Consider the following 26,659-nt stretch of genomic DNA (forward strand, 5'->3'; position numbering starts at 1 on the left):
AAAAAGATAATTAAGAAGAACAAGGAGACACATTTTTTTATAAGTTTCATTTACTTTCCTTTGTCGGATGTAACCCTAAAAGACCAGTCAATTGAATGAGTGTTTTATGAAAATCGGCATGGGCTTGTTGGTAATGGCGCTCTTCTTCGTATAAATTATTTAACGACGTAGATAATTCAACATACGTATACCGCCCCATTTGATACCCATCTTGAGCGAGCTTAATTGACTTGCGCGCTAATGGCAGCAGAGATTTTGTCACCAATTGTGCCTCAAACTTAGTTTGCTGCGCCTGTAAAAAGGCATTGTATGCATTTTGACGTACCTCAAGACGCGTCCCTTGAAACTCATAGGTTGTTTGGGAGTATTGTGCTTCCGCAGTCAAAATCTTCCCCTGATTGCGGTTATAAACAGGTGCATCTGCAAAGACGGACATTACCGCAGCATTACTGTCGTCATCCTCAAAATGCCGACCACCCAATTGAATGTTTAAATCAGGCCATACTGATTTTTTAGCCGCAGTAATGGCGGCGCGCTTAGCTTGCAATTGCAGCTGCATTTGCAGCATTTGCGGGCTTTGCGGTACTTTTTTCAACAACTCAGACCAGTTTAACTCCACATCGGGCAAGCCTTTGTCAACCAAAGGTCTGTCCACACGTAAACCATTACCCAGTAACCGTGCCAATTTTGCCCGTAAGAAGAGCGCATCACGCCCTGCTTTTTGCTCTTGAATACGTGCGTCCCCCAAGCGAATTTGCGCTAAGCGCAAATCAAGCTCCGCACCTACCCCGGCTTTAACTCGTTTATCGATGGCAGTCACAATATCCTGATTCAAGCGAACAAGTTTTTGGGTCACCTGATGCCATTGAACTGCATAAAATGCATCGACATAAGCACCTCCTACAGCCATATACAATGATGCTTTCTGAACATTTATTTGAGCTAGAGATGCTAAATAATCTGCATAGGTTGCTTTTTTCAGATACTTAAGACGACCGCCTAAAGGAATGGGTTGTGTTATAGATGCGGTCGTTTCTGCGGCCTCATAACTTGAATAACTTCCAGACCCGCCAAAATTTTCCGCAGTTAAGGTCAGCTGGGGATTAGGATACAAGCCACTTTGAATAAAGGCACCACGCATGGCTTGTGCTTTATCCATTTCTGCTTGTAACTCAGGATTATTGCGACTGGCAATTTCCAATGCCTCTCGAAAAGTCAAGGGTGTTGCCTGCACTTCCGCAAACATAAAGCCTAGCAACAGTGTCATTGATAATTTAATGAAAAAACGCATCCTACTTTCTCATCCCATTTTAACTATTGCATGTTTTATCGATTTGTATCTTCTCTGTACGTACACAGCATAATATTTTATTCATAATAACTGATATCACATGGAAAAAGTAGCTAAACTCTTGTTAACACAGATAAGATAACTTTTATTAATTATGGCTATGCGTTATTGATGTGTATTTAAAGACTCTCACAAGATAGATAATCAAACCGATATTGCTGCTTTTAAATCATCTAAGGTTACCATTAGCGTCATCGGATCTATTAAAGAAGGTTCAAAACCTAGTTTTTCATAAAACTCTTTTGCTTTGGTAGAAATGGCTTGAACTAGCATCCCTCTAATACCTATAGTTTCGGCTGCTTGAATAACTCTAAGGCCTGCATCACGTACTAGTGCTCTCCCTATGCCTTTATTCTGATATGCTAAATCTATAGCAAGCCTACCAAGTATAACTACTGGAACAGGATTTGGCATATTACGTCTAAAACGACCAGTGGCGGAACTTCCATCTACCGAGCTCGAGGCTAAAACATAATAGGCTACAACACGTTTATTATTGCAAGCAACATAAGTACGAGAAGCATTTGCTTTTTGGTTTTTAATTGCCTTAGTTTTCAGCCAGATATCAAGACTTTCTTCACCCGAGTTAAATCCCTGTATATTATGGTGTTCATTTATAGGCTCTGGCTGTAATATCATTTTTTATCCCAAGGAGCCTTTGTCTGCATAGTTTTAATCAAACGTTCATTAGGCATTGGCGTTTTATCCAGTCGTTGTAAAAAATCAGCATATGCTTCAGGACTAGCTTTTAAAATCGTTTGCTCCAAAATCGTTTCTTCAGCTTCTCGACGCGCTGCACTTAAGATAAAATCAGACCTGTTTTTACCTCTGATTTTTGCCGCACGATCAATAAGTCCTCGTTCTTCACTATTAATTCGCATATTTATTTTTTCTTGTTTTACATCATTATGTAACGTAGCCATATTTTTCTCCCATTTAAAGTTATTATAACATAATGTACATACATTGTCTTCACCTATGGATTTTTAATATAACTTATATAGTGCATAACGGGTAAATAAAACGGGGGTTTTCTTTACTTTTTTTATGAGGATAAAAAAACACTTTATTTTATAGGAAGAAAGGTAAATAAATATTGTAAAATATTCTAAGTTAATTTATTATTTATATAATTGAGTTATTTAACCATAAGAACTATATGCTAATTGGATATGCACGAGTTTCAACCGATGATCAAAATTTGGATTTACAGCTCGACGCATTAAATAATGTCGGATGCAATAAAATTTTTCATGACCAGGTTACAGGGAGCAAAATGCTACGACCTGGACTGGAAGCAGCATTGGAATTTGCACGTGAAGGAGATGTTTTTGTTGTTTGGCGTTTAGATCGACTAAGTAGATCTCTTAAACATTTAATTGAAATGATCGCCCTACTCGATTCCAGAAAAATTGGTTTACGAAGTCTTCATGAATCAATTGATACATCATCAAGCTCAGGAAAATTAATTTTTCATATATTTGCAGCACTGGCAGAATTTGAACGCAATCTTATCCGCGAAAGAACTTATGCGGGATTGCAGGCCGCAAGAGCACGAGGGCGAAATGGTGGCAGACCTAAAAAGCTATCAACTGATAAGGCTAAACTAGCGATTCAGCTTTATGAAGGAAGGCAGTATAGCATTAAGAAAATTTGTGAGTTAGTAGGTGTTTCAAAGCCTACCCTCTACAAATACATTAAAAGTTAACTGCTGATGATTATATGAGTTACGAATTAAAAAGGAGTATTGAGAGAATTGGGTAAATCTGAAGAAGTAAAATTAGAAAAAGGCATGGATTCTGGTCCTGTAAATGAAAAAATCAAGCGCCAATTATTTGTAAGTTCAATAGGAATTTGCTCAGCACCGAATTGTAACCAACGTCTAACCCACTCCAAGACTCTTCTTGCAGAATGCGCACACATAATACCTCGGAGGATTGGAGGAGGACCTAGAGAAGACTACATCACGTCTCTTGAAGATAGAAGCAAACTAACTAATCTTATATATCTCTGTGAGAAACATCATACAATTATTGATGATCCAGAACATGAGAATACATATACAGCAGACATTTTAAGAAAATGGAAACAAGATCATGAGGATTGGGCTGCGAAAATTAAAAAAAGCTCTCCTTATTTATCTTCAGAATTTAAGCAGCAATTCGAAGACCTAACCGCAAAAATTGCTAAAGAAGCGAACATTGGCGAGGATATAATAAAAAAACTTCTGGACACTTGCGAACAGCTTTTAAATAGTAAACTAATAGATGAAGCACGAGTATTCTTATCTCAAATAGACATCCTTCTTTTAAATTCAGACAACACTACTTTAATTAATAAAGCATATTTTCTTGATATATTATTATCAATAAATTGTGAGCAGATTCTTGAAGCGAAAAAGAATCTGTTGCAATTGATTCAGGAAAGTCCACTCAATATTGAAGCAATGCTTGAATATATAGAAATTTGCGAGAACGCACCGGAACCCGATGATGAATTAGTTAGAATAGAGAAACTAGCCCGTGCGATTGATAATAATCATCCTCATCTTCGTATTATCGATCTCACAAGAAAATTAAAAGATAAAAATCAATTGATAACGGTAGACGAGCATGACAAACCATTTGCTGAGGATAATTGGCTTAATGCTCGATTAATATGCCTACATTCATTGCTTTACAATCTTAATGGGGAATTGGAACAGCGAGATAACTTGATTATTGAATGGCAAAAAGTCTTACCACGTTCACCACGTCCTCATCTTTTTAAAGTACTATACAAAACAGAAGATCAATTCCGCGCCAAAGCACAATCAAAAAAATCATTTATCGAGGCATTAAAGTTTTCTGAAAATGAAAGGAAAACCATCCAAGCTAAAAACCCTTTAAGTTTGCGTGATAAAATCTTCTGGTACTTACAGGAAATAAAATTAAACCTTGGATATATAAATATTACCTGTAATGACCACGAATATAATATAGAAAATTTAAATAATATCATTAAAGATTTGTGCTTATTAATTAACCAATGTTATTTTGATAATTTTATTGATTTTGCGCTAACAGAACTTCTATGGAATATACAAATAATTCCTGATACGTTGAGGTTATTTATACGCAAGGTTTTTGAGTCCAAAGTATTGCCCTCTCAACAACTCCTGGACTCTATCTTTCTACAAGCCCTGCCCTACGAAGAATTAAAGAGTGACTTAGAAGCATTTGTAAAAAAATATGATTACGAATTATTGAATATTTTACAGGCTATAAATAATCAAGATGCACTACAAGCAGCAAAATATATAAATAAAAAAAATCACTTATTTTCCTTAACTCTACTTCAATCAATTATTAAGCATGCAATATCAATTCAATTAATTTCTTTATTAAAATTTGAAGACGAATATCAGCAGGATTTTATTTATGCAAAACTCAAAGTACTGGAATATCACAAGCAAAATTTTGAAGCATTAGATTTAATTTCAAGCCTTGAAATAAATGGAGCTTCTCCACTCGCATTAAGTACGATTGAAAAAATTGCCTACAGAAATGAAAAATGGTATCTATTTATTCCTCCTGCTTTAAAATTACTGCAGCTTGAAATCTCACTGGAATACAAAACATCGCTTCATGGAAAACTTGCAGCAGCCTATTTCCATCAAGGTGATGATACTAATGCTGTAGTACATGCAGAATATGCTTTGTATCATCATGATAAATTAGATGAAGAAAATTCATGTATTATTCTCGCCATATTAGGAAATGCTCTTTTAATGAAAGGTGAGCCAGATAAAGCCTGCCAATACTTTGCAAAGTATCAACATATAAAACGTTCCTTTCCTCTTTTATTAGAAGAAGCGGAGATATACCTAAAATCTAATCTACCCGATAAATATGAAAAAACACTTTCCTTAATTTTAAAAGCATTTAAAGAAGTAGATACCTATAATGATAGAACCTATCAGTCCTCCTATGCGCTATTAATTGAATTAAGTAATGCTAATGTAATTCTTCTTAGAAATGAACAAAATATAGAAGATGAATGTTTTGTAAAATTAGATGGTTTCCAAAATGGATGGTTTTATATTGGGGAAGAAGAAAAAAATTGCCTTGGTGCAATACATATTAAACCAGGGACAGCTAATTATAATGCACTAATCCATAAATCTTTAACCGAAGAAATTGAGTGGCCAGCAGAAAGGTTTTCTAGCCGCAATTCTAAACATAAAATTTTACATATAGCTTTAGCCCCTGCATTTCTGCATCAAAGAGCACATGAAGCAATGGCAACTCTTGCACAATTAGGAAGTGAAAATGTCGTTGCCATCCAAATGATAAATGAGGAAGGAAAACTCGATCTGGAAAATTTAAATAAATTTTATGAAGAACAATATTCCCCCGGCAATAAATTTTTTGAGATGTACATAAAATCTCATTTACCCTTTTCTTTTTTATGTACAATGGCAGGTGGTCTTATCCCTGCCATTAACAAGATAATTACTGAAGAAAAGGGATTTATAAGATGTAATAATGGTACTCAAGCGGATATTGATAACCAAAAAAATACCGCTAGTGAAGCCATTCAAGGACACCCGTGCTTTATAGAGGCTTTATCTACACTCATGTTAATTGAAGCAAATTTGCTTGAAGCAGTTATAAAAAACCTTCCCAATATTGGAGTATCAACATCTGTTATTAGATTCTTAAGAAAAATAGCAGCCAGCATAGAAGCATCTTCCAGTAGCCTAGGAAAAGGTGGGTTTGTTAAAGGTAGTTTTGAATTTCGTCCTAAAGATGAAGAAAAAGAGGAAGCCTTTAGAAATAAACTTCTTCAAGCTGCAAACTTACTTGATAAACTTCCTAATAAGGTTGTTGGAAAAACTCATAAAAAGGATAAGAACACTAAAAATCTTGATCAAGTACTCCCAGACTACTTTGTAGATGCTTTCAGATTTGCACAAGAGAATGGCGCTCATATCCTCACAGACGATACATTGTTTGTGCAAGCTTACAGCATTCTAGAAAAATCATTAACACCAAAACTTTTTTCATCACTCAGCGTGATAAGACTTCTTGCTGAGAACAATAAAATTACCTGGGAAGAATATCTAAAATATTTTTCGTTACTATCCCACTATCGTTACCATTTATTACCATTTAGCGTAAATGATATTATACAAGCAATTCTGCCTACTACACCCGGAGGACTGATAACTCCAACTTCTAAAAATCTAACTTTTTTTAATCTTAAACTTACACTATCACTCGAATATGGTGTGAATGACAAAGTAGTCTTTAATATTTTATTGAGCGTTTTTATTAAACTTCTATTAGATGATTCCGTGACATCTGAATTAGCCGAAGAAATTTTTAAACCACTCATTACAGGAGCTCTCTTGAACCGGGATAAAATATTGGCAAAAGCATTATTTCAAGGATGTCTTCAGCATATACAAAATACAAATTGGTTTGGCTTGAGAATTCATCAGAAATTAGAAATTCTTAAAAATCAATTAATTAGATTTTCATCGGAAACATATCCTATTATCATAGAAAAACCGTCATTAATTTTGCCTAATTTACCAACTTTATAAAGCAATCATTTGCGAACTGAAGACTTATAAAATAAGTATTCTGATAGTATCTTCCTGAAAGCACTAACGCCCGTCGGAATTCTGCGTTACCATTTAACCAATCAGAAAATTTTTAAATGATCCTAAATAGCCATATGATTGAACAATCCTTCGATGAACTATCACGACACCCCGACTTTCAAGTTTTAAAGCGGGTGCCTATGCAACTTAAAGAACGTGCAGCTCAACCTTCATCCAAAGTATTTATGACAAGTATCATTGATTTGGAAACAATGGGGATGGATGCAACCCAAGATGAAATCATTGAAATAGGTATGCTTTCATTTTCATTTTCCAATGAAGACGGAATTCTAGGAATTAAACATACTTATAATGAACTGAATGCCCCAGGCAAACCAATACCCCCTGAAATTACAAAAATTACAGGTATTCGTAACGAAGATGTAATTGGCAAGACAATTAATTGGAACTTTGTTTTGCAAGTGCTAAAAGAAAGCCATTTAATAATATGTCATAATGCTGGATTTGATCGTAACTTTTTAGAATTGCAAACGCCTCAGGATATCCAGAAACAAATTATCACCCTCCCCTTCGGCTGCACCATAAAAGATATCGATTGGAAAGAGCGGGACTATGAAAGCTCAAAGCTTGATTATCTGAATTGGAAATTGGGATATTTTTATGATGGACATAGAGCGATTAACGACTGCTGGGCTACTCTGAATCTACTTCTTCAAGAACAAGGCGCTTTCGATGAGCTAAAAAATAGAGTCCGTAAGAGGCAAACTCTTATTTGCGCTGAAAATGCCCCTTTTGACAAAAAGGATTTGTTAAAAAATCGACTTTATCGTTGGTCTGATGGCACAGGAAAACTTCCAAAAAGTTGGTGGACGATAGTAGATAACGATGTGTTAGCCGATGAAAAAGCTTGGCTTGATGCCGACATTTATAGACAAGAAAACAAAAGCCATACTCTTCCTCAAAGCGAAATTACTGCTCGGAATCGTTATTCCTTTAGATCTGACGTAATTAAGTAATAAATTAGCGGGTCTTATGCTTGGGTTGAAAGTTTGCTATTTGGATTGGATGTGTAAATTTTTCAACCATTTTATTATCAGCTATCTTTCACAAAATAGATCTTCTTTCAATCCTGACCAAATATTTACATCAAATAAAAACTCTTGTAAGGTCACCTTCATTTAGATTTATAAGAATTAGCATGACTCACATCAAAAATTATTTACCTAATAGCGAAGAAGAATTGAACCAAGCTTTTATCCAAACAATGATTGATGCCACTCCTTTTAAGATTGGTGATAGCGTAAAAATTTCAGAACAGAGTACCGATGAAAAATGGGTGATTACTGATTCGGACGGTGAACCAGCCGCTTTATTAGAAAATGATACATTTCATACTATTGCTCTAATTAGAGACATTCACTTCTATTATTGCTAAGAGTACACATGACTAATAGCCATGGTGAATAATAATGAGTGTTTATGTGTTCAATACAGAAGCAATACAAAGTTTGTCCTCTGTAATTTGTTTTCATACAGGTAAAGAGCTGCTACCCCCTCTGATGTTACAAATCACCTTTCGTAATTTTTTTCTAAAGGACTATGATGCCTGGGATAGAAGCGCAGACGGTGAAATTTCAATTGAAAAAATTGTTGATACTTTGACTCAAAACCTTTTGAGCTATGAGAAATTTCCCTTCATTGCTCAACTGGATATCCGTTGTCGCTGCTATGATTATCTAAGAACTAATAACTTATTACGCTATCCTAATGTCATCCCCTTTCAATCTGTTCCTTATCGCATGCCATCTTTTTCAAAAGACTGGCCTAATCAAATGGCAACAATAATTCCCTTTCCCCCATTGATTTGATTCGTAAGACTACAACTCGCTAATAACATCAGTGAAAGTCATTTGGGAAAAATTTTAATGAATACATTGAAGAAACAGGATTGTACTTTCGATGATATTCTTCATGATCACAGTACTCCATTATTGACTGATTAAACTAGATTGGTGTTTTATATGACAAATACTATCTAATTCATTTTGATCTAAGTTTAATTCAAGTTGAATACCCTCATGAATTCTTTCTTGTTTCAATTTAATTCCTATACCTAACAATCTTACCGGGATACGTTTTCTCAAAAAACCTTCGTGTATCAGTTGGCATAAAATATTTAAATCAAGACTGCCATGGACACATTCCACCGTGGTTTGCTGAAAATCATTAAATTTTAATTTAACAAAAAGAGTGTGTATTGAAGACAATGTTCCCGCACGCTTAATTCGCGCCTCAAGACGTACCATTAATTCAGGTAAAGCAGCAAAGCAGGCTTCCACATCCGGTAAGTCCTGCAAATAAGTTTCTTCAACACTAATGGATTTGCGAATGCGCTCAGGATTAACAGGACGCTCATCGACTCCGCGCGCTAAATCATAAAGTCGCTGCCCCATTACACCAAATTCATTGGTTAAATACTCCATGGAATAATGGTGTAAATCACCACATGTTTTAATATTTAACGTTTTTAGTTTTTCCTCCATTTTAGGACCGACCCCAAATAATTTGCGTACCGGTAAATCGAGCATAAATGCCGCAATTTCCTCGGGTCGAATTACCTTCTGTCCATTAGGTTTATGCCAATCACTGGCAATTTTTGCCAAACTCTTGTTCGGGGCAATTCCGGCACTCGCGGTCAATTGTCGTGTCTGATAAATTCGCGCGCGCAATTCTTGTGCCATCCACGTAGCGCTTCCTTTGCAATTAGAAGAATCTGTTACATCAAGATAAGCTTCATCCAAGGATAAAGGTTCAATAAGATCGGTATACTCTTCAAATAAAGCTCTAATGTACTGACTTTCGTTTCGATAAACCTCCATGCGTACAGGGCGCAAGACGAGGTGATGACACAATTTTAAGGCTTGAGCTGTGGACATGGCTGAGCGTACACCAAAGGCTCGTGCAGCATAATTGCACGTGGCAATAACCCCTCTTCGGTCAGCCGCCCCTCCTACGGCGATGGGTTTATTCGCAAGCTCAGGAAAATCACGCATTTCGATTGCAGCATAAAAACAATCCATATCAATATGAATGATTTTTCGTGTTGGAATCCTCTTTAGTTCATTCATGATAGAACCTTTCAATACAAGCGAACTTGAGGAACCTCAGACCATCGCGTGGTGTAAGCAGGTGATTTAAGCTCAGCGCGCATTGCCCAGGGTTTGGAATATCCTTCAGCTGCCAGTCGAATCGTGCTTCTTCCATACTTTTGATTGATTTGATCAAACACACTCATTAGTTGTTCCGTATGATGTAATTGCGCATCACTTGGCTGATGAAACATATCAATCTGTCGTGGGTTTTTAGGAATTAAATCCTCAAGACAAACCCCCGCTTTTTTATAGTAATATCCTGGTTTATAAATACGTTGCAGACATCGTTTGGCAATTTTGGTAATGAGGCGCAAATCATCAGTTGCATTAACAAAACGAAATTCCATGGCCTGAAAGTGTTGTGCCAAATCCTCCCGAAACCGATTAGTATGTACAAAAACATACATGCGCTGAGCTACCAAGTGCTGGTAGCGCATTTTTTCAACGGCGCGGGCACAATGGCTACTCACCGATTCGGCAATAGAGGCGTATCGGGTTTGCATCTGCCCAAAACTTTTTGACGACATGATACTTTGTTTTGCCTCAACTTCTTCTAAACCATTACAGGAGATTCCTTGAAGCTCCATGGCCGTACGCATTAACACGACATTAAAACTCTTCTTCAAAAGATGAGTATTGGTCATTGCCAAATCATAGGCCGTATGAATACCCCGCGATATTAATTTATTTTCCCATTGCCGCCCTACTCCCCACACATCCCCTACTCCAATTTGCTTTAACAATTGCTCACGGTTTGACGTGATATTAAATACTGGAATCTTAAAGACCTTTTTACATAAATGATTCGCCACTTTAGCCAGGGTTTTGGTGGCTCCAATACCTATAGAAGTAGGTATTCCTGTATGTTGTAGAATTATCTTCTGTAATTGTTCACAAAAGGAATCATGGCACTCAATAGGTAAGCTACTTAAATCAAGAAAAGCTTCATCAATCGAGTAGATTTCCACGTGGGGCCAGTTTTCCTCAATAGTACACATCACCCGATGACTCATGTTGCCATAAAGCGTATAATTTGAAGAAAAAGCCTTCACTCCATGCTGTTTGCATAAATTTTTAATTTTAAAATAAGGTTCACCCATCGTAATGCCTAAGGCTTTGGCCTCATTCGAGCGCGCAATGCAACAACCATCGTTATTGGATAACACCACTATGGGGATATCCTTTAAATCAGGACGAAACAAACGTTCGCAACTGGCGTAAAAATTATTGCAATCGACAAGGGCAAACATATTAGACAAGCTCATGAAGGACTAAAGTGACCACACCCCAAATCACCATCTCACACTCTTGGGTAATATCAATGGGTTTAAATTTGGGATTGGCAGGAAGTAATTGCACCTGACTGCCCTTTTTTGAAAGGCGTTTCACCGTGAGTTCGCCATTCACAGCTGCAATTACAATACGTCCATCAGAGGGCTCTATGCTTCTGTCGACTAACAGCCAATCACCTGAAAAAATACCAGCCTCCACCATCGAATCTCCTGTGGCTTGCAAAACAAACGTGGAGGAAGGATGTTTAATGAATTTGGTATTTAAATCGAGATATCCTTCAATGTAATCGTCCGCAGGAGATGGGAATCCTGCTTGCACTTTACTTGCAAATATTGGTAATTGGTTCGCTGCGCGATTCTTTAATTGTTCTAATTCGGCAAGCGTGGCTACCGGAAGACGAACTGCTTTGGTCGGCTCACCTCTAGGACGCCCTGCCCCTGCCCTTTTTCCGCCTCGTGGTGACATGATGACTCTTTTTTTTGATTTACGTACAAATATCATAGACAAGGAAAAATAAGCTGTAAATCCCACATCAAGGCAACATGAGCTGAAATCACCATTAAGTCTTCGAGAATATTAAGAATTTTTTTTTAAAACTTTTTATTTAGCTAAGGGCTCCATCGCCCAGGGATGGTCAAAATCAGCCTTATTCACTAAAGTAGAAACCCGATATCCTTCCAAATCATCATAAGGATAAGGTTTCATTAATGCCAATAGTTGTGCTTTATCACATTGCGTGTTATCAAGCCAAATGGCTTGAGCCTCTTCATCTAAAATAACAGGCATCCGATGATGCACTGGCAGCATTAATGGGTTGGCATCGGTGGTAATCAAACAACAGGAATGTATTACTTCTTCTTCATTCTGCCAGGTATCCCAAAGAGCGGCTACAGCCAATAAGTCACGATTTCTTTTTTGAAAAAAATAAGGTTGTTTGATACTGCCCTCCTGGTGCCATTCATAAAAACCACTCATAGGCATTAAACACCGTTTGGATTTCATCGCCTGCCGAAATGCCGGTTTTTCAAAAAGGGTTTCGGCACGTGCATTAATGAGACTTCCTATCTTTTTTCGCTCTGTAGTCCAAGAAGGAATTAGTCCCCAGCGCAATAATACACTTTGAATTTCATGAGCATCGGTTTCTACAAGACACACCACCTCAGCTCCTGGAGCAATATTAAAGCGTGGAGTAATTTCAATCGAATTGGATAAATGAAATTGGTATTTCAACTTGTCATAAGAAGCGACATAAGCAAATCGACCACACATGATTTCGTCCATTTAAGAAGTTTTATCAGTATAGTCCTTAATTCTGATTCATGAGAAAAGTCTCATAAACTACTCGTGAAAAATGTATCACGTACTTTGGTTCAGTGGATATTTGAAACAAGAACACCTTTTTCAAAATAATCTAGTAAATAGAGGAAAAAATTTTTGATTATTTTTTATACAACCAATCTTCTCATCACAGGAAGATATCAATGCCACAACAAGAAAAACCACCAAAGTGATTTTTCTTATCGAGAAGTCATCCTAAGCGATGTATTTTCTTGCCAATTGATAATGTAAGGATTTTCATATCCTTCAATTGCAGCAACGTGCAATGCCCATTGTTTTTCCCAGGAACTTGGAGGAAATGTTTTATTCCAGCCCATAAACAATTGTCTTTGCGAGGAACTTAAGGATAATCCGTAATGTTCGGCCATAAATAAATAAGCGCGTGCCACAACTCCTTTGGCAGAATCAGGTGGTTCGGCGCGTCGCAATTTTTTATCAATTTTCATCGTACACCCCAGATAATCGGGTTGTTCAGGCAACACGCTAAACCGATAGTTCGAACGGGCTTGATTCACCACCCCTACTTCCGGCCACAAGTTATAAAGTTCCGCTTCCACATGGCGAAATTGTTCATCGATTTTTTCACAACATCGTCGCCCTTTATAGGGTTTTCCATGTTTGTCCTCACACAGGAGTTCACGCCAACATGCAAATTGCTGCCCAAAATGTTCAGCAGCCATAATATGCTCCCACTCAATTCGATGTGCACGTTTGATGGAATCTGCGGCTTGCATGCCACAACTGGATAAATTGACTTCTTTATCTTCATAACTGCATTGGCAATATATGGTTTGTGGGTGTTTCTGAAATAATTGTGCTGCAATTTTCTTAGATTGTGAAAAGGAGCCTGGAGATTGAGCATAACTTAGAGAGATACAGCATAGTAACAATAAGTGTCGAAGCATAAAATTCCATGAAAAAACAAATAGGTGTCATTATAAAATGGTTCCTTGTTTTTTCTATATAAAAAGTATTTCGGATGAGGACATCGAATAATAAGCTTCGAATGCATTTATATTCTAAAGTAGCTTTCTTTCCTATTAGAAATATCAGTATCTTAAAATAGGTTAAGCATGATTCAGGCTAGCATACACCACAATACCACCTATTTTTTTTGTATTGAGATCCCTCAATAATTGCTTGAATCCTGAATACAGAATATCCCAAGCGCGTTGACCAAATTGCTGCGCAACCTGCTCGCGCTTTTGTTCAAACGAGTGTAATAAAAGCGTATACCAACGAATAAAGTACTCAGTTAGATCAACACTTTCATTAAATCTCCATCCAGTGGCAGAGAGCTGCTTTTTTAACTCGGGTAAATAAATTGGATTAAAATGAGAGGCTGTTTTTGACCATGGAAAGGGGCTTTGAATTGGTGTCACATCGGGTCTTGAGTAATCAAATAAAACGAGCCTCCCATGGGAATCTGAAAGCTGTGATAATTTTTTTAACGCAATTTCTTGAGATGTAAAACAAAAAAAGGCACTGAAACTATAGATACATTGAAATGATTTATGAGGAACCGTAGTGCTCTTCAATATATCATCGCATATAAATTGAACATCAGGATAGCTCGTCTTTGCGCGATCAATAAGATCACTATCGATATCAACGCCTGTAACTGTACCCCATCCTTTTTTTTGTACATAATGAGCAGTTCCACCTAATCCACATCCGACATCCAGTACGCGTGCTTCACTGTTTTTAGCAATAGGTGACAAGGAAAGCTCGATTGCCTCAATTTCTCCAGGATGTGCAAAATCGCCCTCTCTTAGCATTGCTAATATCTGTTTCGTATATTCCATTTTGCAACCTCACTGTTATCCCACAGAGTTATCAACAGAAAATGTGAATAACTCTTGTATTTGATCTTAAATTATCCAATTTACTATTTTTTAGTATGCTCATGCACAAAGTTTTGTATTAGTCAAAAGATGTTGCTGCTCACTTTCTTGCTCAATAAGCGTTTGTTGATGCCATAGATATTCCAATTCAAGTCTTAAGCTCTGAATCTGTTCTCGAATCTTGAATATAACTTCTTCATTAGATTGTTGATAAATACTTTGAGTCAATTTATCAATTAAGCAGCTTTTTTCATACATTTGAGATTCAATTTGAATCAACCGATCTTCTTTTTCATCATAGTTCATACTATAGATTAGATTGATTTCATCATCTTTTTCCTGTTGCCATTGTTGTTCAAGTAATTCATGTTTGTCTTTAAAAGACTGTCCCAAATAGAAATGTTTATAAAAACCTTTAGGAGTTCGCCATTGATTGGTACGTATCATTTTAGAGAGAATATTATTTCGATGTTTAAAGCACTCTACTTGAGGTAAGTAAAAATCTCTGTTCAATAGTGCAAATAGATATTCAGCAACCATCTGTTTCGGAGATGAAAATTGTTTGTGATGTTTATAGGTTAAATTAAAAAAAGTACCTAGGATAAGTTTTTTTATTTCATTGGGTATTTCTTCTTTGATGTCACCATAAAGTAATTTTTGTATCGATTCGATTTGTTGATTGAGTCGTTGAACGGTTTCATTATCCACAGAGCAGGTTAATTTTTTAAAAATAATATTATTTTTAAAAGATGATACATAAAGATCACTTATATATAATCCCCTCATTTTGAGGGGATCGAACCCCTCACTTTTATCTAACTTAGTACATTCCGTTTTAAAATTATTCTGGTTTTCCTTGTTATCCTGATAAGAATCATTTTGGTTATTGTGAATATCTGTTGTGTCTGACGACGGTATGTTGGGCACTTGTTCAGAAGGTTTGATCAGTACAAGTAGTTTTTCGGTAATATGAATGTAAGCTCCTTTCTTTACTTCAAATTCACCTTGCTCTTTGGTTCGACTATAGAGTGCCTGTCGCCGTTCAATAAACCCTTCATCATGTAATTCTTTGATGTATCGTTCTAGGGTACTTTTAGGAATTCCCGTGTCTTCAACGATTTGAGAATAGGGTTTCATAAACCATTTTTTTTCAGAGTTTTTTAATTTGTATGTGCTGGTTTGCCAACCGAGAAGTATGTAGTCTACCAGTTGCGCTTTTCGGACAGATGGAATTACTTTAATGAGATTTTTAAATCTCACGTGAAAAATTGAACAAAGGTTCCCCATAGATAATATCCTTATCTTATTGTTTTTTTTAGGGAACGAAGCTAAAATGGTTCTTGGTTAAGTAAGAGTGGCGTTATGTTACTCTTCGCTATTTGACTTCGTTCTAAGCTAAATATCTTTAAGTTATGAAGAGTTGGCGCTCTTCATAACTGATGTTCAAAGTTCTATAATGTCGTATAAATAAATAATCTTCATGATTTTCTCCTCTCTTTTTAACCGAAGTTATCTTTTCTTAATTCTCTAGTCAATATCCTTTTTATACGGTAACCATATGATTTAATAAGTTAATTTCATTTGATTGGTTCACAAATGGTTCACAAATAATTACTTGAAATGGTTCACAAACGGTACACTTGGGTGTGACATTCTTGTAATCGTGTAGATTATTTTTATATTTAAATACGGTTCACAAATGGTTCACATTAATCTTGTTGGTGCATCATTAACGGTTCACAAATGGTTCACCAATGGTACACAAACGGTTCACTAATATTTGAGCTAAAAGATTAATTGGTTCACAAACGGTTCACTTAAATTTTGAACTGACTAATGTAATTGTTAATTATGGTTCACAAATGGTTCACAAATGAATAAATGTGTATATTTTAACGGTTCATAAACGGTACACGAACGGTTCACAAACGGTTCACTGAGGGTTTTTGTTAATTTTCTGCTAATGGTTCACAAATGGTTCAATTATTTGAAATTAGACACGATTCATAATTAAGTTAAGTTATCGGGTTTTAATGGTTCACAATTAGTTCACAAAGATATTTAATGAATGGTTCACAATTAGTTCACAAAAAATGTAAAAATAAAATATCAAAAAAAATTAGATTTTTTTATATTTAATCATTGACCTGAAATAAGCAGTATGTAATTGTATGTATAATAATTAAATATAAATAAAAACATACAAGGCATGAATAATGGAACAATTAACCTGGACTAATTCAGATATTCGTAAATTATTCAAAATGGATAATAGGTTTAAATCTATTCAAACATTATACAATGCTGAAGATAGAGGTGAAATACCAATTGCTGAAAGGGAGCCGAGAGGGAAGGTTTCAACTAGACTTTGGAAACTAGAACAACTTCCAGAAATAGGAAAACGTTTTGGATTTTTAAAAACTCCACTAGAGCAAAAAATATTATGTACATATATGCAAAAAGGCGGGGTATATAAAACAACAACAAGTTACAATCGCGCTCGAACTTTAGCATTGAATGGCATGAAAGTATTATTAATAGGGTTAGATCCAGAATGTTCTGTAACTGATATCATAATTCCTCAACAAGAACTTAATAGACTTGATGATTTTGAACAAGGGATAGGTTTGTTTCATTATTTTGTTGAGGGAGCCCCTTTAAAAGATATTATTCGTCCAACATCTCTTCCAACCCTTGACTTCATTCCAGAAACTCATGATCTAGTAAAATTAAATAAATGGATGACGCACGAAAAACGTCGTGAGTATATTTTTCAAGATAAGCTAATACATTCTTTATCTGATTATGATGTAGTAATTTTCGATAATAGTCCCACATGGAATCATTTAGTAGAAAACTCTATATTGGTTTCATCAGCCGTAATTATGCCATTGGGCTGTAGCTTACTTGCATATAACGCATCCGCTACCAACATGCAAAATATATGGGATTTTCAAGAGGTAATGAAATTAACAAATCAAAAGTTGATAATGTTTAGTACGGCATTGGAGAGAAGCTCGTTGAGTCAACAGATAAACGCAACTTATCTAACACGATATGTGGATTATATGATAACAACTCCCATAAGAAAGTCTGTGAAATGGGAAGAGGCCTTAATGTCAAAGCAAACCATATTAGAGTACGCGCTGGGATCGCCTCAAGCTGAAGAGTATTACCATCTTATAACTGAAGAATGGGCTCGAATAAATGGAAGTAGAGAAAAATTTGTTGATCTAATATTAACTAATGAGCTTGAGGTTGTTTAATGGCAATCAAAAAGGGAGCTTTTGAGTTATATACTCAAGAAAGAAAACTACCGGATAAGAAACCAGGTAATTCTGGAAAGAAAAGTCATTTTTTTGATGATGTAAATGCAGAAATCGGTTCACAATCGGTTCACGATCGGTTCACAACAGATAAGAAAGATCAAATAAATATACATGAGGATAAACTTAACTCTCAGCCTGCAAGAAAAGAAGATCCAATATCCGACACATTTAGCCACGAAATCGATTTAACTATAGATAATAATGGATTAAATGAGCCTTCTATAAAAAAATCTAAAAATGGAAACAATAGTTCACAAACGGTTCACAAACGGTTCACACTTGATGAAGTAGAAACTAAATCAATTATAAATGTAGAAAATAGCTTCCATAATAATGCTCAGCAAATAGGTGGTGAGAAAAAGTTAACACCTAGCTTTTCAAAAATTATTGGTAATCAGCGTGAAATTGTTATAGCTCTTTATAAGAATATGAGAATTAATAAATCAGACACAACTGAAGAGCTTACATTAGAAGTGATTTCAAATTTAACAGGAGTTAACCTAAAATCATTAAAAAATACGCTTTTTAGATTAACTAGCTCTGGAGTCATTATTCGAGCAGATCAAAAAGTTGGGCGAGGTGGCTGGGTAAAATATCAAATTAGCGAATCTATAATTAGTGAAATACAACAAATTGATTTCCTAACATTTTCAAAGATCAAGAAATAGTGATATTGGAAATAATTCATTATCATGAATGTGATTTTAAAAAGTTAAAGTTTTGCAAATAACGTTGACCGATTATCTAAATCAGAACTTTTCATTAATTTAGGGTTTGGCTTAGCGGCTATAACTTGTAAGCACCAAAAACTAACAGGTATGAAATCCTCATGCAAACAATTTGCTTCCTTTAGATATTCAGTCACAAAGTCATTCAAAAATTCAGATTTTCTATTTTCAGGAATTTGTTTTATCTGAGATCCAGCAGCAATAAAAAAGTCTTTAAGCTGTTCTTTTGATTTAAAAGAGTAAGTCATTTCTTCTTCTGATAAATCAACTATTTCTAATCCTGTTTTAACAATCATTTCTTTGTAATCATATGGATCGAAAAAAGAACGAGGACTTATAAAATCAATAAAATAATCTTTCCATTTAACGCTTGAGCAAATTTTATCTAGCACCAGATGATATAACGATTTTTTATGCGATAAAAGAAGAGCTATTTGAGCACCATATGCTGCTGACTTGGCTATCCCCAATAGAGCATTTTGTTGATCTTTAATCCAATGTAAGCAATTAAAAGAAATAACAACATCGAATTGTTCTCTAAAAATGTTTTTACTACCATCCATGACTAAAAAACGTAGGTTATATTGGTCTATATATTTTTTAGAAGCAAACTCAATCATTTGTTCGGAGATGTCGGTGCCAAATACACAACCTTCACGAACAATTTGAGCAATTTCATTTGTAATAACTCCGTCACCACATCCAATATCTAATACTCTGGATTTACTATCAAATGAAATTTTACTTAGCAATTTCATAGCAAAATTGTATTGTAGTGCATTATTTTTACTATATTTATTAGGATTTCGAAATATGTGACCAATCATAGAAAATCAATTTTTTAAACCATACAATATTTTACAAAATATTGTGAGATATAGAAACAGAGATTAGGTACTTATGATACAATCTAAGCTGGAGTTCATTAGTACAAGGGATTAGAATAATAAGATGTCAGTGTTAAATATAATTTCATCTATTGTAAAGGAAATAAAGTCTCCAGCTTTTAAAATAGAATCATATGATGAAGATTCAGAAACAGGATTAATTTTCTTTTGGGTTAAAATAGAGAGCAAGAGTGTACATCCTGTAAAAAAAGATCCTATTGAATTACTCAGGGAAGCTAGGTCTAAAAATTGTTTTTCAGAAAAGGACTATGATTGGATTATTGATGTAATGCTTGAAAACCAAAAAAGACTTATAGAAAATAAATTTAAAAAAAATTACTCTATCATAAAGCATCAGTTCTCTGAACAACTTGAAGAGCCTCTAGTTGTTTACAAAGATTTAAATAATAAAATTTATATAAAACCTGCGAAAGAAATTTATTCAAGCATAGAGAAACTAAGGAAATTTAACTCAGAAGATAGTGCTTGTATAGGTAATATTGTTGGTGGTCATGAAGCTGAGCAAGAATATAGACTGCGCAATAAAAGCAAAAATAGTAACGTGATTAAGTTCGATACCTCGCTCTTATCTGGTTAATAGGAATAATATTCCTATCTGGAATAGTAACTTCTTTTTGGATATGTTTTTTTACTAAACTTACTAGATAGGCATTAGGAATACAAATTATAAATGAGTATGCCATTTTTAGGATGTAATCTGAAATAATAATATTTGTTGTATCTATTAGACTTGCTGTGCTAAGCATATGAAAAGTAATTAGATTAGTAGATATTGTGAAAAGTAACTCTCCTACAGCCGTGGCTCCTAGACTTCTCCTAAAAAAGCCTGTTCCAAACCACTTTATTCCCCATTTATCCAGTACATAAGTATTTGCAAAAAAACCAATTGCTAAAGAAATAGAGTCAGCAATAGCAATATGAATAAAACCCGTCGTTAAAATAGGATATAAATCCTGATTTTGCCAATGAGAAGGTGATGGCAAAACTGCTAAAGCATGGGTAATGAAGCTAAACATAAACTCACAAATGATTATCGCGACAATCATTAAATATGAGATTTTTGCCCCAAGCAGTTCGGTTATTGAGTCATTAATCGGGAAAAGCAAAGGAAAAACAAATACGGAAGAACATAAAATTCTACCATATATATCAACTGTCTTATATCCCATAACAAATGAACAAAAGAAGATTGTAGCATACAGCATACCTATTAGAACTAAGTATGTACCTCTATCAATATTAATAAAATAAGATGCTATTTTATTGAAAAACAGATTTTTCAAAACATTCCACTTGTCTTTTTCATTTTTTAAAATCATAAATTACATCATCATAATTTCTATTTGAACTAGGGGTGCCAAAATCAAATAGATTAGTTCTATAGTGAACTATAACTCCAATAAAAAAATAATTTTTTAAATTAATTTTCTTTAATTCGACAGGGAAATTTGAATTTAATACTTTTAAATAAAAATCATCTCCATCAGAAATAATTTGCCTAATTATCGGCTTTTCATTTTTGCTTTTTATAAGTAATACAAAATCTTTATTAGTAATTTTACGTTCTGGATCAACGATAACAATGGAATTTACCAAAATGAAAGGCTCCATCATGTTATCTTGAGATAAAGTTGCAAAGCATTTGCTACTCAAAGGGAAATCAATAGGAACACTATCAATTTCAAGGTTTCTATCTTGGGAAGAATCTAAAAAGCAAAATATATCCATAGGTTTAATAAATGGAATTTGTTTGCATCCAATGGGATCTTCTCCGATTAATTGACTTACCGTGACTTGGAAAAAAGAAGATAACTTTTTTAGAACATCTATAGTAGGGTTTCCACCTTTATCTTTCAACAATCTATAGATAGTACTAGACGGCACACCTGTAAGTCGCTCTAACTCCAGAGCGTTAAGGTTATATTTTTTTAATAATTCAGATAATACATCACCAATTGACATAATTCGCCATATATAGTAAATTTCCCATATATGGTGAATTCGCTATATATGGAAAAAGTTAATTAACCGAAAGTTTAAACAATTTTGTTATAAGAATAAACCTCAAAGATTGTAAATAATGGTTTTGATTTGAGTAGCAACTGATGGTTTATCAATAAAAATCGTTTGAAAAATAATAAGATTTTTACAGGAGTAAAAATTGGAATCGAAAAGCAATAATAAAAAATATCCAAAAGTTTATATTTCTTTCCAGCTTTCAGAGGAGGCTAATAAGCTTTTATCCGAATCTTGTATGAGATCTGGAAGAAAAAAGATTCCAGAAGCGGCATTACGACTTGAAGATCACCTCATACGATATCGCTCTATCTCCGAATTAAATCAAACCATTCCAAACCAACTAGAAGCAATGGACGCAGATCATGGCAGTACTTCGAATTCATAAAAAACAACAAAACTTTGTAATTCTCGATAAGACGTGTCTGAATGATGACTCCTTATCATGGGGGGCTAAAGGACTACATGCCTATCTGATGTCATTACCTGATGATTGGAAGGTGCGGGTTTCTGATTTAAGAGAAAGGGCTACAAATGGAAGGGATGCGGTTCGAGGATTCCTTGGCGAATTAGAACAAGCCGGCTATATTCAAAAATCTGCTTGCCGAGATGATGCAAGTGGTCGTTTTGGTGGGATTGAGTACTTTGTTTTAGAAATTCCAGAGTGCCAAAATCACGATAGAATCCCAGAGCCTGAAAAGCCGTCTTCGGTAAAAAATGAGCAAACAACACCGAGCCCTGAAAACCCGTCTCCGGTAAGCCCGGCGACTGGAAATCCGACGCCGGAAAATCCGACACTAATAAATATTAATAGAATAAGTAATAAGAAACTAAATAATAAAACAGCAGCAGCAAGCAATAGTGCTCCGGGTAAAGCAACGACTATTCACGCTCAACCACAAGCTGCTGCTGTTCTTTTTTCTCAATCATCAAATCATGAAGAGAAACCATTTGCTAAAGTCGTTAAGGAACAACCTCCAGTTGATCGCTTATCGCAAGAGGATGCATTGATTGGCACTGAACTTACTCAAGCCCAGAAACACCGTGTAACCAGCCTGGTTAAAAGCCTCAACTCTCCGCAAAAAGAAGATTTAAGTGCAGAGATTGAATTTTGTTTGCTTAATCCCAAGCATTTCACTGCCTGTGGTAATGACTTTAGTCGAAAACTCAATGCCATTCGTGGGGTCATTTTGAGGGGAGGTTGGCAAACACCTGCGGGTATGGTGCGCGACGTTTCCACAACGAAAAAATCAAACACTTCAATTGTGAAGCAACTTGAAAATGAACTTAAGGAGGCACATGCCGAAGTCAGTCATTTTCAAAAGTTGCTTACAACTGCCAGGGAACATACACGAGCCCATTTTGAAACGATTATTAACCAGACTAAAAACAAAATTCATGACATTGAAGCACAGTTAAGACAAGTGATGTCTTCACAACAAGAGGCACCCTGTTGAGAACCTCTGGGGTGATTCGGGTACAGAAAAGAAAAAAGATAAGGAATAGCATGAAAAAAAACAGCAGAAAGTTATTCAAAGTGTTCGCAGTAAGTTCCGCAGCAGTGATAACAGGTTGTGCTGCAACACAAACAGCATTAGAGCATAGGTCACTGCAAGTCAGTACGAAGCAAAGTGAGACTATCTTTTTAGATCCTGTTTCTAAAGCGCAGAAAACAGTGTATGTGTCAGTGAAAAACACATCAGATGAAGAAATCAATATCGCGCCACAATTAAAAACAGCCTTGATGAAACATGACTACACGGTAGTCAATAATCCAAGTTCGGCGCACTACCTATTGCAAGCTAATGTGCTCAAGGTGGGTAAGATGAGTGTTGCTGCAAGTCAATCTGCACTTGGTGGGGGATATGGTTCAGTGATTGCAGGCGCTGTGGCAGGAACAGCGGCAGGAAGCTTAACCCAAACAGGCACGGGAATGATTGCTGGGGGTCTTACGGGTGGCCTTGTGGGCTTGGCTGCGGATTCGTTAGTGAAAGACGTCAATTACACCATGATTACCGACATTCAAATCAGCGAGAAAGTAGGGAAGGGGATTAAAGTAAGCGAACACTTCCAATCACGTTTAAAAAATGGAAATAGCACAATGACCTCTCAAACCTATTCGCGCAACACGCAATATCAGCGTTATAGAACACGTGTCGTTTCCAATGCAGACAAGGTCAATTTGAAGTTTGCCGATGCCAGGGGGGCATTAGAACAAGGATTAGTTAAAGTCATTTCGGGAATATTCTAATGAACCATCTAACCTAAAAGACGATTTAATTCGCAAAACTTATAACTTTAATTGGTGTTAAAAATTAGGCCATCCAAGTGCTTAAGGGATTTGTACAACCTAAAAACGGAGAAAACAATGAAAGTAGGTAAAAAAAGATTCAGTTTGATGAAGAGAGTAAGCTCAGCTCTTGTCGTTTTTTTGCTGTCAAAAAACGTACTGGCAAATGATTTATTGGCAAAAGCTTTGGAAGGGGATGTCAAAGATTCATTAGGAAGTGGCTCCATGTTTTGGAAAGTTTTTATTTTAGTAGACATCATTTTAGCCACCGCCATGGCTGTGAAGAGTAAAAATCCTATGGTGTTTGTTGGAGTAACTGCTGTTGCTTTTATTCCAGCCTTTTTACTTAAAACGTTTGTATTTTGAGAGGAAGGGAAGAATGAGCAACATGAACTATCAATTCTTAAACCATATTGATGCGCCTAAGAGAATCTTAACGTTAACCATGGACGAACTGGTGGTGGCAGGTATTGGTTTTATGTTGCTCATCATCTCGAATCAAAAAATATTGGTTTCTCTATTTGGATTAAGTTTGTTAAGTGGGTTGCGGTATTTGAAGAAAGGGGAGGGTCCCAAAGCCCTCTTAGTGTTGGCTTACTGGTCTTTGCCAAGCATGGTTACCCAGTTTTTTCTGCCCAAACTCCCTTTATCCCACCAACGTGTGTATGTGGCTTAAGGAGAAAAAAATGGATTTTAAAAGTTATCAAAGCCGCCTAAGCCAACTCTCTGCACGATTTAACTTAATGGTGGTTCTGGTGTTTGGTCTTTTAGTTTCTAATGTCTTGTTGTCCTGCTTTCTTAATAAGGCCTGGAACCATCATACCATCGAAGTAACGCCATTTTCTGGAAATCCGGGTTATTTTAAATCAGCAACCCGTGTCGACGGCCATTACCTAAGTCTGATGGCAGAAAATTTCGTTAATGAGCGTTTAAATGTGACGCCTGAAACGGTTGATGCCAACCACAAGCGCTTACTGTCTTTTGTGAACCATCAAAAGTACACCCAGATACTTAGGCTTTTAACGAATGAGGCGAAAGTCATTAAAGCCAAAAAGATGTCTTCTACGTTTGATATCACCGAAATTAAAACGAACCCCAATCAACTTACCGCTGTTGTTTCTGGGTATTGAAACGCTATGTGGGGCTTCAATCGCTAAGCGATGAACGTAAAACCTACCTCTTGCAGTTTCAATATAAAGACAGTCGCTTATCCATCATTAAGTTTTCGCCTTTTAAGGATTTCAATCATGCGTAAACCATTAAGTGTCGCATTAGCATTAATATCTACGATGACTATGGAGCTAATAGTATCCCGGTGAAAGAGAATAGTGACATCGCATTGACGCTTTCTCAAAATAATTACAACCGCATTGTAGTGAAGAACGATAAAATCATAGAAGCAGTATTTCCACCCAATAGCATGGCATCAAACGCGACGAGCAAGATGGTTCGGTTTATGTGATGTTGTCTGCGACTAATCCATTTACTTTGTTTGTAACTACTGAGAAAGGCACGCATTTTTCAGTCACATTAAATGGTGAAGAGTCATTAGGCAAAACAATTGAGTTGGTTTCACCACCACAACCCAAAGTTGTCGCCTCTCAAGCTAACATACAAAAGACAATATGAAAACGATAACTCAGGAGGCCGTACCCGAAGCAATTCTTGCTCTACTCACCCACATGGAGCAACATAAACCTTTTGCTGATGTGCGTATAAAACGTCAATTGGAAAAGCACAGCGCTGGTCAAAAGGATTAACCCTCCTACCTAAAGAGTCCTGGGGATGGTAAGCTTTGAAGGGTGAAACCATCGAGTTATATAACAGGGGCAAGGAGCCTTTGGAGTTGTCTCAAGAATGGTTTGCGAAAGTTGGAACATTAGCGATTAAGTTCTCAAAGCCATCTATTGCGCCTGGTGAAAAAGCCATGTTGTATCGGGTTCAGGGAGTACGTCATGGCTAACTGGCAATTCAATAAAAAGATAAAAGGGCGTCAGGTTCGAACTCTAGTTGGTGTAGGATGCATCGTTTCTTCATCATCGCCACGATGATTGTCTTGTTGGCAGAGGGTCATCCTAAAAAAACGACCACTACAAAAAATTCAGTCGATTTAACAGGAATCGTAGAGGAATCATTTACCGATGCGGTTGCAGACCAAGCGTTGACCACCCAACAAACAGAACTGGAATCATTAAAAAAACAAATAAGCGAATTACACAAAACATTAAAACGATGGGGGAAGCACATCAAAAAGAATTGCAAGCACAAAAGAAGAACTCACAGCACAAGTACACGAGCTAGTTTTAGCCAATCAGGAAAAACAAAGTCATTTGAACACCAAAACAATCCTTCTGAATTAAACGAAGTACAAAACCCACAACTGTGGCATAACCCCAATACCTATGCCATGAACACGATGATGAATAGTGGCACTACTTTATCGGATGCAGCCCCTCGCATTCACACAGTCTCATTTCGACCTAAACGACGCATGAAAAAACCACACCCTAATTTTTATCTCAACCCTGCTCATTATGTTCCATCCAATACCTCAGTACGCGCAGTGATTTTAGGCGGTGCGGATGCCGATGCATCAGTGAATGGCCAGTCGAAAAACAATGGCGTGATGCTCTTTAAATTTTTGGAAGATGGCACATTGCCTAATGGCCAGCGTTCACGCTTAAGAGGGTGTCGCGTCAGCGCCAATTCCTACGGAGATATTTCCAGTGAGCGTGCGTTTGCCACATTGTATCGTCTGTCGTGTGCTCATCCTGGCCAGCCCATTATTGATAAGGAGGT

General features: G+C 36.1%; 30 protein-coding genes and 2 pseudogenes. 19 read left to right on the top strand and 13 right to left on the bottom strand.

Annotated elements, in window-relative coordinates; all coding sequences use genetic code 11:
* Window positions 1-46: 46 nt before the first annotated feature.
* The 3 genes from DY223_RS18100 to DY223_RS18110 all read right to left on the bottom strand — a co-directional run bounded on the left by DY223_RS18100 (window position 47) and on the right by DY223_RS18110 (window position 2,274).
* Entirely contained in the window at window positions 47-1,267 is a 1,221-nt protein-coding gene (locus DY223_RS18100; protein WP_374939095.1) for a TolC family protein, read from the bottom strand.
* 228 nt (window positions 1,268-1,495) lie between these two features.
* On the bottom strand, window positions 1,496-1,990 hold the full coding sequence (locus tag DY223_RS18105) for a GNAT family N-acetyltransferase (RefSeq protein WP_012187548.1): 495 nt from the start codon (window positions 1,988-1,990) through the stop codon (window positions 1,496-1,498).
* Window positions 1,987-2,274, bottom strand: a complete 288-nt coding sequence (locus DY223_RS18110) for a type II toxin-antitoxin system TacA family antitoxin (RefSeq protein WP_012187549.1) — start codon at window positions 2,272-2,274, stop codon at window positions 1,987-1,989. Before DY223_RS18110 ends, DY223_RS18105 begins: the two co-directional genes overlap by 4 nt.
* A gap of 236 nt (window positions 2,275-2,510) precedes the next feature.
* Here DY223_RS18110 and DY223_RS18115 point away from each other — a divergent pair, with 236 nt between their 5' ends.
* The 5 genes from DY223_RS18115 (at window position 2,511) to DY223_RS18135 (ending at window position 8,830) form a co-directional block, all read left to right on the top strand.
* Complete coding sequence (locus tag DY223_RS18115; protein WP_012187550.1) at window positions 2,511-3,059, top strand: recombinase family protein; 549 nt, start codon at window positions 2,511-2,513, stop codon at window positions 3,057-3,059.
* Between the two features lie 48 nt (window positions 3,060-3,107).
* Window positions 3,108-6,941, top strand: a complete 3,834-nt coding sequence (locus DY223_RS18120) for a tetratricopeptide repeat protein (protein WP_058461037.1) — start codon at window positions 3,108-3,110, stop codon at window positions 6,939-6,941.
* A 116-nt stretch (window positions 6,942-7,057) separates the two neighbouring features.
* Window positions 7,058-7,978: a 3'-5' exonuclease gene (locus DY223_RS18125; RefSeq protein WP_012187552.1), complete on the top strand. Its 921-nt coding sequence runs from the start codon at window positions 7,058-7,060 to the stop codon at window positions 7,976-7,978.
* A 182-nt stretch (window positions 7,979-8,160) separates the two neighbouring features.
* Window positions 8,161-8,397 carry a hypothetical protein gene (locus DY223_RS18130; protein ID WP_064115140.1) on the top strand — a complete coding sequence of 79 codons (237 nt, stop codon included), beginning with the start codon at window positions 8,161-8,163 and terminating at the stop codon, window positions 8,395-8,397.
* A 34-nt stretch (window positions 8,398-8,431) separates the two neighbouring features.
* Window positions 8,432-8,830, top strand: coding sequence for a hypothetical protein (locus DY223_RS18135; RefSeq protein WP_012187553.1), 399 nt, complete (start codon window positions 8,432-8,434; stop codon window positions 8,828-8,830).
* Between the two features lie 120 nt (window positions 8,831-8,950).
* Here the strand turns inward: DY223_RS18135 and dinB are convergent, their stop codons facing one another.
* The 7 genes from dinB to DY223_RS18170 all read right to left on the bottom strand — a co-directional run bounded on the left by dinB (window position 8,951) and on the right by DY223_RS18170 (window position 15,726).
* Window positions 8,951-10,090: a DNA polymerase IV gene (gene dinB / locus DY223_RS18140; RefSeq protein ID WP_012187554.1), complete on the bottom strand. Its 1,140-nt coding sequence runs from the start codon at window positions 10,088-10,090 to the stop codon at window positions 8,951-8,953.
* Between the two features lie 11 nt (window positions 10,091-10,101).
* Window positions 10,102-11,379: a Y-family DNA polymerase gene (locus DY223_RS18145; RefSeq protein ID WP_012187555.1), complete on the bottom strand. Its 1,278-nt coding sequence runs from the start codon at window positions 11,377-11,379 to the stop codon at window positions 10,102-10,104.
* The gene (locus DY223_RS18150) at window positions 11,366-11,872 is read right to left on the bottom strand and encodes a LexA family protein (protein WP_012187556.1); all 507 of its coding nucleotides are present in this window, start codon (window positions 11,870-11,872) and stop codon (window positions 11,366-11,368) included. Before DY223_RS18150 ends, DY223_RS18145 begins: the two co-directional genes overlap by 14 nt.
* A gap of 135 nt (window positions 11,873-12,007) precedes the next feature.
* The gene (locus DY223_RS18155) at window positions 12,008-12,676 is read right to left on the bottom strand and encodes an SOS response-associated peptidase (protein WP_012187557.1); all 669 of its coding nucleotides are present in this window, start codon (window positions 12,674-12,676) and stop codon (window positions 12,008-12,010) included.
* A gap of 248 nt (window positions 12,677-12,924) precedes the next feature.
* The gene (locus DY223_RS18160) at window positions 12,925-13,650 is read right to left on the bottom strand and encodes an endonuclease (protein WP_012187558.1); all 726 of its coding nucleotides are present in this window, start codon (window positions 13,648-13,650) and stop codon (window positions 12,925-12,927) included.
* Between the two features lie 162 nt (window positions 13,651-13,812).
* A complete protein-coding gene (locus tag DY223_RS18165; RefSeq protein ID WP_012187559.1) occupies window positions 13,813-14,550 on the bottom strand; it encodes a methyltransferase domain-containing protein in 738 nt (245 codons plus the stop codon).
* Window positions 14,551-14,649: 99 nt separating this feature from the next.
* A complete protein-coding gene (locus DY223_RS18170; protein WP_244944215.1) occupies window positions 14,650-15,726 on the bottom strand; it encodes a helix-turn-helix transcriptional regulator in 1,077 nt (358 codons plus the stop codon).
* Between the two features lie 1,079 nt (window positions 15,727-16,805).
* On the opposite strand from DY223_RS18170, the gene DY223_RS18175 reads away from it, so the two are divergent.
* Window positions 16,806-17,855 (top strand): ParA family protein, encoded by a 1,050-nt coding sequence (locus DY223_RS18175; protein ID WP_012187504.1) that lies wholly within the window; start codon window positions 16,806-16,808, stop codon window positions 17,853-17,855.
* Window positions 17,855-18,586, top strand: coding sequence for a hypothetical protein (locus tag DY223_RS18180; protein ID WP_012187505.1), 732 nt, complete (start codon window positions 17,855-17,857; stop codon window positions 18,584-18,586). The genes DY223_RS18175 and DY223_RS18180 overlap by 1 nt, the downstream gene beginning before the upstream one ends.
* A 44-nt stretch (window positions 18,587-18,630) precedes the next feature.
* Here the strand turns inward: DY223_RS18180 and DY223_RS18185 are convergent, their stop codons facing one another.
* Window positions 18,631-19,473 carry a class I SAM-dependent methyltransferase gene (locus DY223_RS18185; RefSeq protein ID WP_012187506.1) on the bottom strand — a complete coding sequence of 281 codons (843 nt, stop codon included), beginning with the start codon at window positions 19,471-19,473 and terminating at the stop codon, window positions 18,631-18,633.
* A 124-nt stretch (window positions 19,474-19,597) separates the two neighbouring features.
* Here DY223_RS18185 and DY223_RS18190 point away from each other — a divergent pair, with 124 nt between their 5' ends.
* Window positions 19,598-20,131: a hypothetical protein gene (locus DY223_RS18190; protein ID WP_058460589.1), complete on the top strand. Its 534-nt coding sequence runs from the start codon at window positions 19,598-19,600 to the stop codon at window positions 20,129-20,131.
* On the opposite strand, the gene DY223_RS18195 is transcribed toward DY223_RS18190, so the two are convergent.
* Window positions 20,100-20,873, bottom strand: coding sequence for a VUT family protein (locus tag DY223_RS18195; protein ID WP_058460590.1), 774 nt, complete (start codon window positions 20,871-20,873; stop codon window positions 20,100-20,102). The two genes, DY223_RS18190 and DY223_RS18195, sit on opposite strands and share 32 nt — an antisense overlap.
* Window positions 20,857-21,516 carry an XRE family transcriptional regulator gene (locus tag DY223_RS18200; RefSeq protein WP_012187509.1) on the bottom strand — a complete coding sequence of 220 codons (660 nt, stop codon included), beginning with the start codon at window positions 21,514-21,516 and terminating at the stop codon, window positions 20,857-20,859. The genes DY223_RS18195 and DY223_RS18200 overlap by 17 nt, the downstream gene beginning before the upstream one ends.
* A gap of 199 nt (window positions 21,517-21,715) precedes the next feature.
* On the opposite strand from DY223_RS18200, the gene DY223_RS18205 reads away from it, so the two are divergent.
* The 11 genes and pseudogenes from DY223_RS18205 to DY223_RS18240 form a co-directional block, all read left to right on the top strand.
* The gene (locus DY223_RS18205; protein WP_012187510.1) at window positions 21,716-21,958 is read left to right on the top strand and encodes a TraY domain-containing protein; all 243 of its coding nucleotides are present in this window, start codon (window positions 21,716-21,718) and stop codon (window positions 21,956-21,958) included.
* Window positions 21,936-23,027 (top strand): hypothetical protein, encoded by a 1,092-nt coding sequence (locus DY223_RS18210; RefSeq protein WP_012187511.1) that lies wholly within the window; start codon window positions 21,936-21,938, stop codon window positions 23,025-23,027. The genes DY223_RS18205 and DY223_RS18210 overlap by 23 nt, the downstream gene beginning before the upstream one ends.
* Before the next feature lie 50 nt (window positions 23,028-23,077).
* Window positions 23,078-23,821: a complement resistance protein TraT gene (locus tag DY223_RS18215; protein WP_012187512.1), complete on the top strand. Its 744-nt coding sequence runs from the start codon at window positions 23,078-23,080 to the stop codon at window positions 23,819-23,821.
* 117 nt (window positions 23,822-23,938) lie between these two features.
* Complete coding sequence (locus tag DY223_RS18220) at window positions 23,939-24,226, top strand: hypothetical protein (RefSeq protein WP_012187513.1); 288 nt, start codon at window positions 23,939-23,941, stop codon at window positions 24,224-24,226.
* Window positions 24,227-24,239: 13 nt separating this feature from the next.
* The gene (gene traL, locus DY223_RS18225) at window positions 24,240-24,536 is read left to right on the top strand and encodes a type IV conjugative transfer system protein TraL (protein ID WP_012187514.1); all 297 of its coding nucleotides are present in this window, start codon (window positions 24,240-24,242) and stop codon (window positions 24,534-24,536) included.
* Between the two features lie 10 nt (window positions 24,537-24,546).
* Entirely contained in the window at window positions 24,547-24,990 is a 444-nt protein-coding gene (gene traE / locus DY223_RS18230) for a type IV conjugative transfer system protein TraE (RefSeq protein ID WP_259293218.1), read from the top strand.
* 8 nt (window positions 24,991-24,998) lie between these two features.
* Window positions 24,999-25,115 (top strand): type IV conjugative transfer system protein TraE, encoded by a 117-nt coding sequence (locus tag DY223_RS19585; protein WP_259293219.1) that lies wholly within the window; start codon window positions 24,999-25,001, stop codon window positions 25,113-25,115.
* 120 nt (window positions 25,116-25,235) lie between these two features.
* Window positions 25,236-25,489 (top strand): annotated as a pseudogene (locus DY223_RS19590) (TraK domain-containing protein).
* Complete coding sequence (locus DY223_RS19595) at window positions 25,486-25,620, top strand: hypothetical protein (protein ID WP_259293220.1); 135 nt, start codon at window positions 25,486-25,488, stop codon at window positions 25,618-25,620. Before DY223_RS19590 ends, DY223_RS19595 begins: the two are co-directional and overlap by 4 nt.
* A gap of 35 nt (window positions 25,621-25,655) precedes the next feature.
* Window positions 25,656-25,823 (top strand): TraK domain-containing protein, encoded by a 168-nt coding sequence (locus DY223_RS19600; protein ID WP_259293221.1) that lies wholly within the window; start codon window positions 25,656-25,658, stop codon window positions 25,821-25,823.
* A 57-nt stretch (window positions 25,824-25,880) separates the two neighbouring features.
* Window positions 25,881-26,659 (top strand): annotated as a pseudogene (locus DY223_RS18240) (TrbI/VirB10 family protein); the annotation flags it as partial.

The organism is Legionella bozemanae, assembly GCF_900450575.1.
GTDB lineage: Bacteria > Pseudomonadota > Gammaproteobacteria > Legionellales > Legionellaceae > Legionella > Legionella bozemanae.